Source organism: Paenibacillus darwinianus, from assembly GCF_000598065.1.
In the GTDB taxonomy this organism is placed as follows: domain Bacteria; phylum Bacillota; class Bacilli; order Paenibacillales; family Paenibacillaceae; genus Paenibacillus_I; species Paenibacillus_I darwinianus.
On record NZ_KK082160.1, the window covers coordinates 24,315 to 39,434 of the forward strand.

The 15,120-nt window shown below is 58.5% G+C and carries 18 protein-coding genes, 1 tRNA gene and 1 pseudogene; all 20 read left to right on the forward strand.

The window, feature by feature from the left end; translation table 11 throughout:
• Positions 1-98 precede the first annotated feature (98 nt).
• Positions 99-443: a 2Fe-2S iron-sulfur cluster-binding protein gene (locus BG52_RS08140; protein WP_223298956.1), complete on the forward strand. Its 345-nt coding sequence runs from the start codon at positions 99-101 to the stop codon at positions 441-443.
• Positions 444-462: 19 nt separating this feature from the next.
• Positions 463-1,197 (forward strand): hypothetical protein, encoded by a 735-nt coding sequence (locus tag BG52_RS08145; RefSeq protein ID WP_081793693.1) that lies wholly within the window; start codon positions 463-465, stop codon positions 1,195-1,197.
• A 290-nt stretch (positions 1,198-1,487) separates the two neighbouring features.
• Complete coding sequence (spoIVA, locus tag BG52_RS08150; protein WP_036667086.1) at positions 1,488-2,966, forward strand: stage IV sporulation protein A; 1,479 nt, start codon at positions 1,488-1,490, stop codon at positions 2,964-2,966.
• A 222-nt stretch (positions 2,967-3,188) separates the two neighbouring features.
• On the forward strand, positions 3,189-3,464 hold the full coding sequence (locus BG52_RS08155) for an HU family DNA-binding protein (RefSeq protein WP_036582615.1): 276 nt from the start codon (positions 3,189-3,191) through the stop codon (positions 3,462-3,464).
• A gap of 124 nt (positions 3,465-3,588) precedes the next feature.
• Positions 3,589-3,665, forward strand: a tRNA-Pro gene (locus BG52_RS08160).
• A 92-nt stretch (positions 3,666-3,757) separates the two neighbouring features.
• Positions 3,758-3,985, forward strand: a complete 228-nt coding sequence (gene mtrB / locus BG52_RS08165; RefSeq protein ID WP_036582613.1) for a trp RNA-binding attenuation protein MtrB — start codon at positions 3,758-3,760, stop codon at positions 3,983-3,985.
• Between the two features lie 126 nt (positions 3,986-4,111).
• A complete protein-coding gene (locus tag BG52_RS08170) occupies positions 4,112-4,687 on the forward strand; it encodes a hypothetical protein (RefSeq protein WP_036582610.1) in 576 nt (191 codons plus the stop codon).
• Positions 4,688-4,804: 117 nt separating this feature from the next.
• Entirely contained in the window at positions 4,805-5,674 is an 870-nt protein-coding gene (locus BG52_RS08175) for a heptaprenyl diphosphate synthase component 1 (protein WP_036582607.1), read from the forward strand.
• A gap of 5 nt (positions 5,675-5,679) precedes the next feature.
• The gene (locus BG52_RS08180) at positions 5,680-6,399 is read left to right on the forward strand and encodes a demethylmenaquinone methyltransferase (protein WP_036582604.1); all 720 of its coding nucleotides are present in this window, start codon (positions 5,680-5,682) and stop codon (positions 6,397-6,399) included.
• Entirely contained in the window at positions 6,396-7,271 is an 876-nt protein-coding gene (locus BG52_RS08185) for a UbiA-like polyprenyltransferase (protein ID WP_036582601.1), read from the forward strand. Before BG52_RS08180 ends, BG52_RS08185 begins: the two co-directional genes overlap by 4 nt.
• Positions 7,265-7,933 (forward strand): UbiX family flavin prenyltransferase, encoded by a 669-nt coding sequence (locus tag BG52_RS08190; protein ID WP_036582598.1) that lies wholly within the window; start codon positions 7,265-7,267, stop codon positions 7,931-7,933. The genes BG52_RS08185 and BG52_RS08190 overlap by 7 nt, the downstream gene beginning before the upstream one ends.
• A complete protein-coding gene (locus BG52_RS08195) occupies positions 7,896-8,768 on the forward strand; it encodes a menaquinone biosynthetic enzyme MqnA/MqnD family protein (protein ID WP_036582596.1) in 873 nt (290 codons plus the stop codon). The genes BG52_RS08190 and BG52_RS08195 overlap by 38 nt, the downstream gene beginning before the upstream one ends.
• A complete protein-coding gene (locus BG52_RS08200) occupies positions 8,765-9,739 on the forward strand; it encodes a polyprenyl synthetase family protein (protein WP_036582594.1) in 975 nt (324 codons plus the stop codon). Before BG52_RS08195 ends, BG52_RS08200 begins: the two co-directional genes overlap by 4 nt.
• Positions 9,740-9,764: 25 nt before the next feature.
• On the forward strand, positions 9,765-10,208 hold the full coding sequence (ndk, locus tag BG52_RS08205; RefSeq protein ID WP_036582591.1) for a nucleoside-diphosphate kinase: 444 nt from the start codon (positions 9,765-9,767) through the stop codon (positions 10,206-10,208).
• Between the two features lie 48 nt (positions 10,209-10,256).
• Complete coding sequence (locus BG52_RS08210; protein WP_036582588.1) at positions 10,257-11,039, forward strand: CheR family methyltransferase; 783 nt, start codon at positions 10,257-10,259, stop codon at positions 11,037-11,039.
• A gap of 59 nt (positions 11,040-11,098) precedes the next feature.
• Positions 11,099-11,266 carry a hypothetical protein gene (locus BG52_RS16060; RefSeq protein WP_190287502.1) on the forward strand — a complete coding sequence of 56 codons (168 nt, stop codon included), beginning with the start codon at positions 11,099-11,101 and terminating at the stop codon, positions 11,264-11,266.
• Positions 11,267-11,466: 200 nt separating this feature from the next.
• On the forward strand, positions 11,467-12,636 hold the full coding sequence (gene aroC, locus BG52_RS08215; RefSeq protein WP_036582586.1) for a chorismate synthase: 1,170 nt from the start codon (positions 11,467-11,469) through the stop codon (positions 12,634-12,636).
• Entirely contained in the window at positions 12,636-13,736 is a 1,101-nt protein-coding gene (aroB, locus tag BG52_RS08220) for a 3-dehydroquinate synthase (protein ID WP_036582583.1), read from the forward strand. Before aroC ends, aroB begins: the two co-directional genes overlap by 1 nt.
• Positions 13,736-14,104 (forward strand): chorismate mutase, encoded by a 369-nt coding sequence (gene aroH, locus BG52_RS08225; protein ID WP_036582580.1) that lies wholly within the window; start codon positions 13,736-13,738, stop codon positions 14,102-14,104. The genes aroB and aroH overlap by 1 nt, the downstream gene beginning before the upstream one ends.
• A gap of 427 nt (positions 14,105-14,531) precedes the next feature.
• Positions 14,532-15,120, forward strand: a pseudogene (locus BG52_RS15365) (anthranilate synthase component I); the annotation flags it as partial.

Genomic DNA, 15,120 nt, shown 5'->3' on the forward strand with positions numbered 1-15,120 from the left:
GAGCCGGCGTTGCGCAGGCTGGAAGCCGCGAATCGGCTGACTACCGAGGCGGCGGCGGGTGTTCATGCCCGTTTGCGCGCGAGAGCGGAGGGCGGCCGTTGAAGCCCGCGATCACCTTTATGCCCGAGGGCAAAACCGTATCGGTGCGTCAGGGCACCAGCGTACTGGATGCGGCGCGGCGCGCGGGCATCCCGATTAAAACCCGCTGTGGCGGCAAAATGGGCTGCCTGATGTGCAAGGTCACGCAGCTGTCTGTGGGCGGCTTATCCGAGAGCGGGGAGCAGGAACGCCGAAAGCTTGCCGGTCTTGCCGAGCAAGGGGTCCGGCTCGCCTGCCAGGCGAAGGTGATCGGCGACGCCTCGGTCGAGGTTCCTGAGGACCCGCTCAAATCGGCCGTGCGGCGTTTGCTGGCGAAGCAAGCGGAGGAAGACGATCTTTGGTAACGTTGGAGGGAGAGCCTGCATGGGGCTTATGAATGGAATGGTTAAAGGTATGCTGGTGCTGACGCTTACCGTGGCGCTATCCGGGTGTCTGTATCCGAAGGACCGTCTGGCGCAAAATCTATTGCCGCCGAAAGAGGCGGTGCGCAACGTGCAGCAGGCGATCGACCAGTATCAGGCGGACAACGGCCTGCTGCCGATCAAGAATGCGGAAGTAACGACGCCCGCATATGAGAAGTTCATTGTGGATTTCGCCAAGCTGCTGCGGATGAATTATATCGGCGACGTTCCCGCCGCTGCGTTCGAGAAAGGCGGCCGCTATTATTTTCTGATCCAGAATGAGGAGGACGATCCGACCGTCAAGCTGATGAGTGTTGTGGTCTTCCAGCAAATCAACGATTTGCAGAGCCGGGTCGACGCCTATCGTGCGGCGAACGGCGGCCTTCTGCCTGTTGGCGACGAGGCGTACCCGTCCTTTCGCTATCTCGACTTCGGCAAACTGGGCGGCGTCAAGACCGACGTGCGAAGCGTATACAGCAGACAGCCGATGAACGTCATTGTGCACGAGAACGGCACCGTTTACGCCGATTACGGCATCGATGTCCGCAAGGCTGTCGAGGAGGAAGGCGGGACACCGCCCGAGCCGGGGGGCGACCTGCGGCAGCTGCTCGTTGCAAAGTCCGATTTTGTACCCGTTAAATCGCCGGCCTATTACTGGGTGAACGGCGATCCGCAAGCCAGCCTTCCCCGTTCCTAGCACGATACGACGCCTAACCGCGCATCGCTCAAGCGAAGCGCGGTTTTTTGCTTTGGTGTTCTAGCCGGGCCGACCCCGTCATATATCCATTCATGGAGGGCGCGGGCAGCTGCGGGCTCTGAAAGATTCGTGCGGCGCCCGGTCATAAAACGGATTGGACGGCCATATGATGTTACTAGTCTAAACGGTTGTACGAGAGGGGCAATCGGTAGAAGTCCGGCAAAGCGTCGGCCGGTCCTCGTGCGGACGTTTCAGTTCGCGGAAGGAAATATGTTTGGAGGGGATACTCAGTGGAAAAAGTGGACATTTTCAAGGACATCGCCGAACGGACCGGCGGGGATATATACCTCGGCGTCGTCGGAGCGGTCCGCACGGGCAAATCGACCTTTATCAAGCGGTTCATGGAGACGGTCGTGCTGCCTAACATCACGAGCGAATCCGACCGCGTACGGGCCGTCGACGAGTTGCCGCAAAGCGCTGCGGGCAAAACGATCATGACGACCGAACCGAAATTCGTGCCGAACCAGGCGGTGCAGGTTCGCGTCTCCGAGGGTCTCGACGTCAATGTGCGCCTGGTCGACTGCGTCGGGTATGCCGTGGAAGGTGCCAAGGGATACGAAGACGAGAACGGACCGCGCATGATCTCGACGCCTTGGTTCGAGGAGCCGATTCCGTTCCAGGAAGCGGCGGAAATCGGGACCCGCAAAGTGATACAGGAGCACTCGACGCTTGGTGTCGTCGTCACGACGGACGGCTCGATTGCGGAAATTCCGAGGAGCTCCTACGTTGTGGCGGAGGAACGTGTCATCGGCGAGCTGAAGGAGGTCGGCAAGCCGTTCGTGCTGATCGTCAATTCGACGCGTCCCCGCAGCGAAGAGGCGCTCCAGCTGCGCAGCGAGCTGCAGGCCAAATACGATATACCGGTCATGACGATGAGCGTGGCGACGATGGGGGAGGACGAGGTCATGTCCGTCCTTCGCGAAGTGCTGTACGAATTCCCCGTGCATGAAGTGAACGTTAACCTGCCGAGCTGGGTTATGGTGCTGAACGAGCAGCACTGGCTCCGCAGCAGTTATGAGAACTCGGTTCGCGACACGGTGCAGGACATTCGCCGGCTGCGGGATGTCGACCGGGTCGTCGAGCAGTTCATGGGCTACGATTTCATTGCCAGAGCCGGACTGAGCGGCATGAATATGGGCCAGGGCGTGGCGGAAATTGATCTGTATGCGCCGGATGAGCTTTACGATCAAATCCTGATGGAGGTCGTCGGCACCGAAATCCGCGGCAAGGACCATCTGCTGCAATTGATGCAGGAGTTCTCGCACGCTAAGCGCGAATACGACCGGTTCGCGGAGGCGCTCGAGATGGTCAAAACGACCGGCTACGGCATCGCGGCGCCGACGCTGGCCGAGATGGCGCTCGACGAGCCGGAGCTGATCCGGCAAGGATCCCGTTTCGGCGTGAGGCTGAAAGCGACGGCGCCGTCGATCCATATGATCCGCGTCGATGTCGAATCCGAATTCGCCCCGATCATCGGCACGGAGAAGCAAAGCGAGGAGCTTGTCCGCTACCTGATGCAGGATTTCGAGAACGACCCTATCAAAATATGGGAGTCCGATATTTTTGGCCGCTCGCTCCATTCGATCGTGCGCGAGGGCATCCAGGGCAAGATTGCGATGATGCCCGACAACGCCCGGTATAAGCTGCAGGAGACGCTCGGCCGCATCATCAACGAAGGCTCGGGAGGCCTTATAGCGATCATCTTATAGGGCATAGATATCCGCAAAGTTCGGAAAGGCGCGCACGTGCGCGCCTTTCCTTGTTGTGCACCGGCCCATTTTTTCCGGGAAGCGGTCTTTCGATTCTACTTGAAATTCCGAAACGGCTGTATTACTATAAAAATTGTTCGGCTTTCAGGTATATTTCGGCAGGTTTCGGTTAAACAGAATGATAACGAATGAGACTGATCGCCACCAGGGGAGGTGAAAGCTATGAACAAAACGGAATTGATTGCTAAAGTATCCGATTTGACGGAATTGTCGAAGAAGGATGCGACGAAAGCGGTCGACGCCGTATTTGACGCGATTTCCGAAGCGCTGCAAGGCGGTGACAAGGTTCAACTCGTAGGTTTCGGCAATTTCGAAGTCCGCGAGCGTTCTGCCCGCAAAGGCCGCAACCCGCAAACGGGACAGGAGATCGAGATCGCGGCTAGCAAGACGCCGGCCTTCAAGCCGGGCAAATCGCTGAAGGATCTTGTAGGCAACTAACAGAATCGCATTGCGCGCAGACGTCCGGGTGGCTTCCATTCGGGCGTTTTTATTTGCTGCGGAAAGGCGCCTAGACGCTATTGACAAGCACCCGGAAATTGGATAGAATCAACCTTGCCTTTGTCGGGTGTTAGCTCAGTTTGGTAGAGCGCTACCTTGGGGTGGTAGAGGTCGCCAGTTCAAATCCGGTACACCCGACCATTTATTATCGGCAAGAGTGGGCTGCTTTCCGTCCGGCACGCTTGGGTGCAGTCTTTATATTTGCGGAGAAATTGTCTCTAGGGGGAGCCACCATGGATCAAAATCCGAATCAAGGCGAATATATCGTCGTCAAGGCAAAAGACCAAGGCGTTCAAGTGATTGGTCTGACCCGGGGACAGGATACGAAGTTCCACCACACGGAGAAGCTGGACAAGGGCGAGATCCTGATTGCCCAATTCACGAATCACACCTCGGCCATCAAGATTCGCGGCAAGGCGGTCGTCATGACGAAATATGGTACGGTGGAAACGGATATTTAGTCCCGCCGCCGCAGCCGTTTATACGTTTCGCGAGAAAGCAGGCATAGCCTGCTTTTTTTGTTTGTACAATACGGTATGAGACCTGCAATGGGAGGCCCAAACTGTTAATGCGGACGGGGTGACGTGATGAAAGCGATCAAAGCTTTTGCGGCGGCCGGGACCGCAGCTATCATAGCGGGGTTTGCGGTCTTGCTCCTGCCCCACGGCGGCGCTTTGCCGTATCCTGCGGATGAGGTTGCCGTTTTTCGGCCGGATCGCTTTACGAAGCTGAGCGACGATAACCTGGTGGATGCGCTGATCGTTCAATCGTTCTCGCAGCCGATCAAGCGGACTTTTATAAAAAGGGCGGTTCTCTCCGTCGACTTCGCCGTCATGCCGGAAACCGCGGAGATCGAAGCGCTGCTGGGCGACTTGAAAAAGCTCGTCAAGCTGTCGTTTTTCCAGACCGGGAACGTGGACCGGCTGCTGGTGCGGTTTGTCGAGGCGAGCAAGGACAGAGCGCGGACGGATGGGCGTAAGGGCTACGAGCTGCTGCTGGCAGCGGATATACGCCGCAGCGACGGATGGTTTTCGGCCGGCGCGGGCTCATTCGAGCAGGCCGATTTGCTGGGCGACATCGCCTGGCGGCAGCGGCTGCGGCTGTCCTATACGGCGGGTTGGACGGAGCGGTTCGGGCCGCCTGGCGCGGAATACGGCGACTGACGGCCTGGCCGACAGAAAAGCCTCGTGGGGTGTGCTTCACTTAAACAGTTGTGCTATAATAATTTAGATTATAGAGTTGCAGCCAGATTCGTACTGCAATGCCCGGAGGCTGGATCGATGAAATCGTACCGCATACCTGAAATCGCGAAAAAATACGTCGAATACGACATGATCCAAACGCATACGGACCTGCCCGAGTTTCCGGACTCCAGGGCTCGTCTGCTGTTCGCGTTTCTTGTAAACGGGCCTCATTCCGCCCAACTGAGCGAGCTTTACGCGCTTGTCGTGTCGCTCGTGCAGCTCGGTCTCGATACGCACGATATGATCGACGACGATCCGGAAAAGCGGCCGGAGGCCGGCATGCGCGAACGGCAGTTGAAGGTGCTTGCCGGTGACTATTTCAGCAGCCGTTTTTACCATTTGCTGTCCCAGGCCGGCCAAATCGACATGATCCGCAAAATCAGCGGCGCGGTATGTGAAGTGAACCGGGTCAAGCTGAATTTGTACATGCGCATGAAGCAGCTTAAGGTGACGGCGGATGAATATATCGGCTTATGCACGGATCTGAAGACCGGTCTGTTCGAGCTGTTCGGCTCGCTGCTTGAGGGACGGGCCTCCCGGATTTGGCCGGAGCTGCTCCAAGGCTTGAGCCGCTGCGAGGTCGTGGCGCATGAGCTGGGCCGGATGGAGTCGCCCGGGCGCTTCGAGGGCAGTTGGGGCTATTGGCATGTGATGCAGGAGGGAACGGATGCCGACCGGAAATCGCTGTCGGAGCGGTCGCGCGAGGAAGGCGTTGTGAGCTCGCTCGTGGCCAAATATGATATCCGCACCCAGCTGCATGACAAGCTTCGCCAATCGGTTCAGCAAGTCCAGTCGATCGCCGCAGGGCTCGAATCCGACAAGCTGGCATCCGAGCTGGCGGGAATCGGCGAGCGCTTTCTCCGACCTTTCGCCGCGCAGCAAGCGATATACAACGAGATGAGGTGACGGAGTTGGACGCAAAATCGAAAGAGCAGTTTGTTCATTCGGTTTTTGAAAGCATTGCGCCGAAATACGATCTGATGAACGACGTGCTCAGCTTTCGCAGGCACAAGTCATGGCGCAAATTTACGATGCGGAAAATGAAAATGAAGCCCGGACAAACGGCGATCGATCTGTGCTGCGGCACCTGCGACTGGACCGTCGCGCTCGCGCAGACGAGCGGAACGGGAGACGTCGTCGGACTGGATTTCAGCCGGAACATGCTGGACTATGGCCGGACGAAGGTGGACAAGCTCGGGCTGGACGGGCAAATCAAGCTTGTTCAGGGCAACGCCATGGCGCTGCCTTACGGCGACAATACGTTCGATTACGCCACGATCGGCTTCGCGCTCCGCAACGTGCCGGATCTCCGGCAGGTACTGTGCGAGATGCGGCGGGTGGTAAAGCCGGGCGGAAAGGTCGTTTGCCTGGAGCTTTCCAAGCCGACCTGGCAGCCGTTCAAAGGGATTTATTATTTTTATTTCAACCGGCTTTTGCCGCTGATCGGCAAGCTTATGGCCAAGCGGTACGAGCAGTATAAGTGGCTGCCGGAATCGCTTGTCGCGTTTCCCGGGCGCAAGGAGCTGGCGGGCATTTTCCGCGAAGTCGGACTGCAGGCCGTGGAAGACTACCCATTGACGGGCGGTATTGCCGCGCTCCACATCGGCACAAAAGGGAGCAACGGGGCATGATCCGCAAAATTCGCATTTTTCTTGAAATGATCAAGTTTGAGCATACGCTGTTTGCGCTGCCGTTCGCGTTCGTCGGGGCCATTCTCGGTGCCGTCGTCGAGCAGGACCGCCTGCCCGACTGGACCGAAATGTTCTGGGTGATCGTCGCGATGGTTGGCGCCAGAAGCGCCGCCATGGGGCTCAACCGGCTGATCGACAAAGCGATCGACGCGCGTAATCCGCGTACCGAGTCACGGGCGCTGCCTTCGGGCCTGCTCGGCTCCAAGGAAGTCATCCTGTTCATCGCGGTATCATTCGTACTGCTGGCTGCGGCCTCGTTCCGTCTGGAGCCGATCGCGGTAAAGCTGCTTCCGGTGGCCGTATTCATGCTCGTCATCTATTCTTATACCAAACGCTTTACCTGGCTCTGTCATGTCGTTCTCGGTCTGACAATCGCCCTTGCGCCGCTCGGCGGCTGGGTGGCCGTCACCGGCACCGCCGGCTGGCCCGCTTATTTGCTGTATCTTTCCGTCGCGTTCTGGACGGCCGGCTTCGACGTCGTGTACGCTTGCCAAGATTATGAATTCGACCGGAAGGAGCAGCTTCAATCCATTCCGGCCCGCTTCGGTCTGCGCAACGCGCTTTGGATCGCCCGCGCGTTCCATGCCGTACCCGCCGCAGGCTTCCTGGCGCTGTTCTGGATGACCGATCTCAGCTGGGGTTACTTGGTCGGCACCGTTGCCGCGATCTCGATACTGATTTACCAGCATTTGCTGGTCAAGCCTGACGATTTAAGCCGGCTGAATACGGCTTTCTTTACGATGAACGGGACGCTCAGCGTTCTCCTGTTCGTCTTCACCCTGTTTGATTTGGTGGTGCTGCACAGGTGGTAAGCGACAACGAATCCGCCGGCGGACAAAGCCGGCGCTGGGTAGTAGGGATTACGGGCGCAAGCGGCTCGGTGTACGGCATCAGGCTCTGTGAAGCGCTGCTCGAAGCCGGCGTCCATGTGCATCTGATCGTCACAGAGGCCGGATGGCGGGTGCTGAAGGAAGAAGCGGGCTGGGGGACGTCCAGGCGTCAGGCGGCGATCGCCGACCGCTTCGGGCCGGCCCTGGAACAAGGGCGGCTGCTTTACCACCCGGTCGGCGACATCGGCGCGACGATCGCCAGCGGCTCGTTCCGCGTCGAAGGCATGATCGTCATGCCGTGTTCGATGGGCACGCTGTCGGCGATTGCGCATGGGTCATCCGACAATCTGATGACACGCGCGGCGGACGTTATGCTGAAGGAGGGACGGAAGCTGCTGATCGTCCCGAGGGAAACGCCGCTGCATGCGATTCATCTGGAAAATATGCTGAAGCTGGCCCGCTTGGGCGTGCGCATCATTCCCGCGATGCCGGCTTTTTACAATCGTCCGCAATCGATGGGAGAAATGATTGACTTCATGGTCGGTAAAGTGCTGGACGCGATACCGCTCAATCATGACTTGTACAGAAGATGGGGAGATGACGGGAATGGGCTTGGATCGCCCGATCACAGTCGGACGCATTGATTACGCGAATGTATGGCCGATATTCGACCGCTTCGACGAGGTCCGGGCCGAGTGCCGACTGACCGGTGTGAACGTGGTCGTCGGCATGCCCTCCGAGTTGAACGGAGCGCTCATGGAAGGAAACGTCGACATGGCTTCCGTGTCGTCGTTCGCTTACGGCAGGCATGCGGAGCAGCTCGTTCTGCTTCCCGACCTGTCCGTCAGCGCGGACGGTGAAGTCCGCTCCATCCTGCTTTTTATCAAAAAACCGCTGGATGACGTGCTGAAAGGGACGGTGGCCGTTACCTCCACCTCCGCGACCTCGGTCAATCTGCTGAAAATCATTCTGCAGGGCCGCTTCGGCGCTGAACCGCGATACATAACGATGGAGCCGGATCTGGACGCCATGCTGGAGGAAGCCGACGCGGCGCTTCTGATCGGCGACCATGCGATACAAGGCTCATGGCGGACCGATCACGGCTGCGAGGTGCTGGACGTCGGCCGCTTATGGAAGGATTGGACGGGTCTCACGATGACGTTCGCCGTCATCGCGGTGCGTAAGGAAGTGGCCTTGCGCGCGCCGGAGAAAGTATCGGACATTTACAAGGCGCTGCTGGAAAGCAAGCGCCGGGGGCTTCAGGAGATCGACTGCATGGCTTCCAAAGCGGCCGCTCGCCTCGGTGGGCTGCGCGATTATTGGGAGGCATATTTTAACGGTCTTCGTTACGGCTTCGGGCCGGATGAGCGGCAAGGCCTGACGCAGTATTTCCGCTACGCCGACCGTCTCGGGCTGCTCGAACGGGCAGCCGGCCTGCAATTTTGGTCAGACCAATCTGTGGCACAGGTGAAAGAATGAAACTTCTTGATATTTACGCCAGAATGAAAAGCGATTTGAACAAGATTGAGAAGCAGCTCGAGCTTAGCGTGACGACAGATCATGCCTTGCTCAGCGAAGCTTCGCTGCATTTGCTTAAAGCAGGCGGCAAGCGGATTCGGCCGGTAATCGTGCTGCTTGCAGGCAAATTCGGTCAATACGATCTGGATGTGCTGCAGAAGGTCGCGGTGCCGCTGGAGCTGATCCATATGGCGACGCTCGTGCACGATGACGTGATCGACGACGCAGACACCCGTCGCGGCCAACTGACGGTCAAGTCCAAGTGGGATAACCGGATCGCGATGTACACGGGCGATTACATCTATGCCAAAGCGTTGACGATCGTCACGGAGCTGAACAATCCGGCGCTGCACCAGGTGCTGTCCAAGGCGATCGTGGAAATGTGCATCGGCGAGATGGAGCAAATCCGCGATTTTTTCAACACGGAGCAGACGGTGCGCAATTACCTGCTCAGAATCCGGCGCAAAACGGCTCTGCTGATTGCAATCAGCTGCCGCCTAGGCGCGATCGCGGCCGGCACCGACGATCGGACGTCGAACCGGCTGTACCGGTTTGGCTACAATGTCGGGATGGCGTTCCAGATCCGCGACGATCTGCTCGATCTGCTGGGCACGGCCAAGCAAATCGGGAAGCCGCCCGGCTCGGATATCCGTCAAGGCAATATTACGCTTCCCGTTCTGCTTGCGCTGCGCGAGCCGGCTATCCGCACCCCGCTTCTCGGCGAGATCGCACGGATCCGCGAAGCGGGGGGACAGACGGATTGCAGCGCGGCTATCGAGCTGATCCGCGGCAGCCGGGGAATCGGCGAAGCGGAGCGCATGTCGGCGCGCTATATCGATAAAGCGGTGTCGGCATTGGAAGAATTGCCGGATATTCCGGCGAAGAAAAGCATGAAAGATATCGCGGCGTTCGTCGGCGAGCGCAATTATTGATTCGGACCCAAGCGGAGGGATAAGGATGGAAAGAACATTTCTGATGATCAAGCCGGACGGGGTGCAGCGCGGGTTGATCGGCGAGATCGTGGCCCGTTTCGAGCGGAAGGGGCTGCAACTGGTGGCGGCCAAGTTTATGAAGGTCGACGCCGCGCTCGCCGAGTGCCATTATGAAGAGCATAAGGGCAAGCCTTTTTACCCGCCGCTTATCGATTTCATCACGTCGAGCCCAGTCTTTGCGATGGTATGGCAGGGCGATAACGTGATCGCGTTGACCCGCGCACTGATCGGCAAGACGAATGCGGTTGAAGCGGCGCCGGGCACGATCCGCTCGGATTATGCGGTACATACCAATTTCAATCTGATTCACGGCTCCGATTCTCCCGAGAACGCGGCGCGCGAAATCGGGATCTTTTTCCGTCCCGAGGAACTTGTGGATTACGAGCAAATGACGCAGCGCTGGATTTGAACGTCCGGGCAGGCTGCCCCATCGTAGAGCATTCGGAGGGAATACGGAATGGAAGACGCGGATTTTTCTTATTTCATCAAACAAATCAAGCACAGGACGGCGATCGACCTGTCGCAATACAAAGAAGCCCAGATGAAGCGGAGGCTCACCACGCTGCGCAATAAATACGGGTTTATGACGTTTGCCGCCTACCTCGACGCGTTGATCAAGGACGGCAAGCTGATGAATGAGTTCCTCGACCGTATGACGATCAACGTCTCGGAGTTCTGGCGCAATCCAACCCGGTGGTCCGCGCTCGAGCGGCGTTTTTTTCCGGAAATGCTGAAAGCGAACGCGCGTCTGAAAGTATGGAGCGCCGCGTGCTCAACCGGCGAGGAGCCGTATACGATCGCCATGATTCTGGATAAGCTTGGCGTGCTGGACCGATCCAGCCTGCTGGCGACCGATCTCGATGCGAAGGTGATCGAAAAAGCGATGCAGGGCGTTTATCAGGAGCGGGCGCTGAAGGACGTCCCGTCGGAATACCGGAACGCATACTTCCAGAAGCGGGGCGACGATTATGCGGTGGCCGACAAGCTGATCCGTTCGGTGCGCTTTCAGCAGCATAATTTGCTCCAAAGCTCGTTCTACCAAGGCTTTGATTTGATCGTGTGCCGGAATGTCATGATCTACTTTACCGAAGAAGCGAAGCATGAGCTGTATCATAAATTTTCGAACGCGCTGCGGCCGGGGGGCCTGCTGTTTGTGGGCAGCACCGAGCAGATTTTTTCGCCGGCACAGTACGACCTGGAAACCGCGGAGACTTTTTTCTACCGCCGCAAGCAAGCCTGATGTATAGCCGTTCCGGTTTTCTCCAATACTATGTATAACCATTAACTTGGAGGTATGGGATGGACAAGCGTAAAGTGATCGCGGCCTATCGGCGCGGGATCATCACCATTCAGGAATGCGCGCAAATACTTGGCATGGACACGGTGCAAATCGCCGGACTGCTGGACGATCCGCAGATGGCCGCCGAACCGCAGGCGATCCGGTCCAGACAGCCTGTGGGCGGTTGACGCGAGCATCCGGAAAAAAGGCAATCCTTCAAGCGGCACCGCCGCTTGACGGGGTTGCCTTTTTGTGGAGTTGCCGGGCATTTTCGCTGCCGGAGACGATCTTCTCGGGGCGTTCGGTTTCTTGTCAAACGTTGACCGCTATACTATAATGAGCAAAGAATATCAGCGGATTTTACATAGCCAATTAGGAGGACAACAGATTGACTTTGCGCTATTTGACGGCCGGCGAGACCCACGGTCCCCAGCTGACAGCTATTATTGAAGGGCTTCCAAGCAATCTTACCCTCGACTTCGAGGAATTGAATTTTCAGCTTCACCGCCGCCAGAAGGGCCATGGACGCGGCAGAAGGATGCAGATCGAGAAGGATACCGCGCAGATCGTCGGCGGCGTTCGGCATGGCCGCACGACCGGCGCGCCGGTCGCGCTCGTGGTGGAGAACAACGATTGGAAGCATTGGACGACCGTTATGAATATCGAGCCGATCGAAGGCGGGGACGAGGAGAAAAGACGCGTTCACCGTCCGCGGCCCGGCCATGCCGACCTGAACGGCGGTCTGAAATATAACCTGAAGGATTTGCGCAACGTGCTGGAGCGCTCGAGCGCCCGCGAAACAGCGGCGCGCGTCGCTGTCGGCGCGGTTGCCCGGCAATTCCTGGCCGAGTTCGGCATTCGTGTCGGCGGCCAGGTGATCCGCATCGGCGAGATCGAAGCGCCTCCGAACAGCCTGCCGCTCGATGAGCTCATCCGGTTGACGGAGGAATCCCCGGTTCGCGTCGTCGATAAGGACACGGAAGCCCAAATGATGGCCCATATCGATCAGATCAAGGCCGAAGGCGATTCGATCGGCGGCATCGTCGAATGCATAGTCGAGGGCTTGCCGGTCGGTCTCGGCAGCCATGTACAGTATGACCGCAAGCTGGACGGCCGCATTGCCGGTGCCGTCGTTTCGATCAACGCATTCAAGGGCTGCGAGATCGGGATCGGCTTCGAAGCGGCCAGGCTGCGCGGTTCGCAGGTGCACGACGAGATCCTGTACAGTGAGGAGCGCGGCTATCACCGCGCATCGAACCGCCTTGGCGGCTTCGAGGGCGGTATGACGAACGGCGAGCCGATCGTTGTGCGCGGCGTCATGAAGCCGATTCCGACGCTGTATAAGCCGCTCCGCAGCGTCGACATCGACACGAAGGAGCCGTTCACCGCACAGGTGGAACGGTCCGACAGCTGCGCCGTGCCTGCGGCGAGCGTCGTGATGGAGCATGTCGTGGCATGGGAAGTGGCGAGGGCGTTTCTGGAGAAGTTCGGTGGCGATTCGATCGAGGAGATCCGCGCGAACCTGAACAACTATCTGCAGCAAATGGGGCAATATTGATGCGCGAGCTGACGGTCGATCTGGGCGAACGCTCGTATCCGATTTATATCGGGGAGGGCCTCCTGCGGGAAGCGGCCTCCTATTTTGAGAAGTGCGGCCTGAGCAAGCGGTCGCCGCTGCTGATCGTCACCGACGAGCATGTGGGTCCGCGGTATTTGCCGGCGCTTGAAGCAACGCTGCGCAAGGCGGGCTACCAGACCGTCGGCATCACGCTGCCGTCCGGCGAAGGCTCCAAGTCGCTGGCCGTTTTCGAATCGGTCATCACGAAGGCGCTCGAGGCCGGGCTTGACCGGCACTCGGCGGTTGTCGCGCTTGGCGGAGGCGTGGTCGGCGATCTGGCGGGATATGTGGCGGCAGCTTATATGCGCGGCATCCGCTTCGTGCAAATCCCGACGACGATTCTTGCGCACGACAGCAGTGTCGGCGGCAAGGTAGCGGTCAACCATCCGCTGGCCAAAAATATAATCGGTGCGTTCCACCAGCCCGAGATGGTGCTTTACGATCTGGAGACACTGCAAACGCTGCCGGCGCGGCAAGTGAGCGCAGGCTTGGCCGAGGTAGTCAAGCACGGGCTGATCTGGGACGCATCGTTTGTCGATTGGATCGACGGGAACGCCGGGAAGCTGAGATCGCTTGATCCGGAGGCGCTCGGCTATGCGCTGCACAAGGGCTGCTCCGTGAAGGCGGCAGTCGTCTCGCAGGACGAGCGGGAAAACGACGTGCGCGCGATCCTGAATCTCGGCCATACGATCGGCCATGCGCTGGAAGCGGTCGCCGGCTACGGGGAGATGCTTCACGGCGAAGCGATTTCGATCGGTATGGTCGGAGCGGCCCGGATCGGCGTTGAACTCGGGGCTCCGCAAGAGGTATACGAGGTAACGAAACGCGTGCTGGCCAAATGCGGATTGCCGGTCCGCCTGCCTTCCCACTTCGACACGGATGCGGTTATGGACGCGATGATGCACGACAAGAAGTTCAAGGAAGGCCGCATGGTCTATATTGTCCCCACGGCGATCGGCCAGGTGGAGATCGACAAGAACATGAGCGCCGATCGGGTTCGACGGATGGTGGAGCAGCTGAAGGAGGAGGCCGAAGTCTGATGAGTGTACGGGGAATTCGTGGAGCCATTACGGTGGATGTGAACGAGGAGCAGCCGATTTTGCGGGCGACGATCGAGCTGTTGAACGGGATCGTTGCGGACAACGGCATTGTGCCGGAGGATATTTGCAGCGTGATGGTAACGGTAACCGGGGATCTTGACGCAACCTTCCCGGCCCGGGCGATCCGCCAGATGTCCGACTGGGAGCTTGTGCCGCTTATGTGCGCGCTGGAAGTCCCGGTCAAAGGCAGTCTGGAGCGCTGTATCCGGCTGATGGTGCACGTCAATACGGAGAAGAAGCAGCATGAAATGCGCCATGTCTATCTGGGCGGCGCACAGGTGCTGCGTCCGGATTTGACGAAGGCGTAAGCGGATATGCGCGCATAACCGGTTGACGCCGGTTGCAGGGGTGCGGTATAGTGGGTGCAGGGTATTTGAACAAAACCGGATCGGTAAGAGACGGCCGGTAGCCGAGAGCAGCGTTAGATGCGTTTGAGATGAGATGAGCGGAGCTTAGCTTAGTATTGGAGAAGAACCGTCGTGGCCGCCGCAGCGGTATTCAGGATCCTTCGGGACGATGAGCCGTCACGGGCAGCCTATGCCGTCGACCGATGCGGGATAATCCTGTTAACGGAGTGCGGATGGACCGTTCGATGATCCTGTCATCATCTCATGCATTTATCGCTCCTGCGGCAGCAGGGGCTTTTTTAAATTCACAAATACGGGGCCCGCGAAAAGTGATCGAAACACTGCAAAGCTTCGCTTCACTTTTGCGGAGAAGAAAAGGGGTGCTCGCATGTCCAACGAATTGAAGGAAGTCGTCCGTTTGGCCTCGCAATACAATTTGATTCCGATCGTCCGTCACGTCATGGCGGACACCGAAACGCCGATCCGGCTGTTCCAGCACGTATGCCGCGAGGAGCGGGCGTTTTTGCTTGAGAGCGTGGAGGGCGGCGTGAAATGGGCCCGCTATTCCTTTATCGGAACCGATCCGTTCATGATCGTCCGCGGGAAAAACGGGACAATGACGGTTGAGCGGGACGGCGAGCTGACGGAACTGGGCGACAAACCGCTGGATCTGCTGAAGGCGCATCTTCGTTCCTACCGCAGTCCCGCGATTCCCGAGCTTCCGCCGTTTACGGGCGGAGCGATTGGCTTTTTCGGCTACGATTTGCTGCAATACTACGAGAAGCTGCCGGCTCACCGGATCGACGACCTGCAAATGGACGACCTCCATTTCATGTTCTGCGATCAGGTGGTGGTGTTCGACCACTTCAAACAGCAAGTTCAGGTGATCGGCAATGTGCATGTGCCCGTAGGGGCGACGGATGCGGACATCGAAGCGGCGTACGAACGGACCTGCCGCAAAATCGAATCGCTGATCG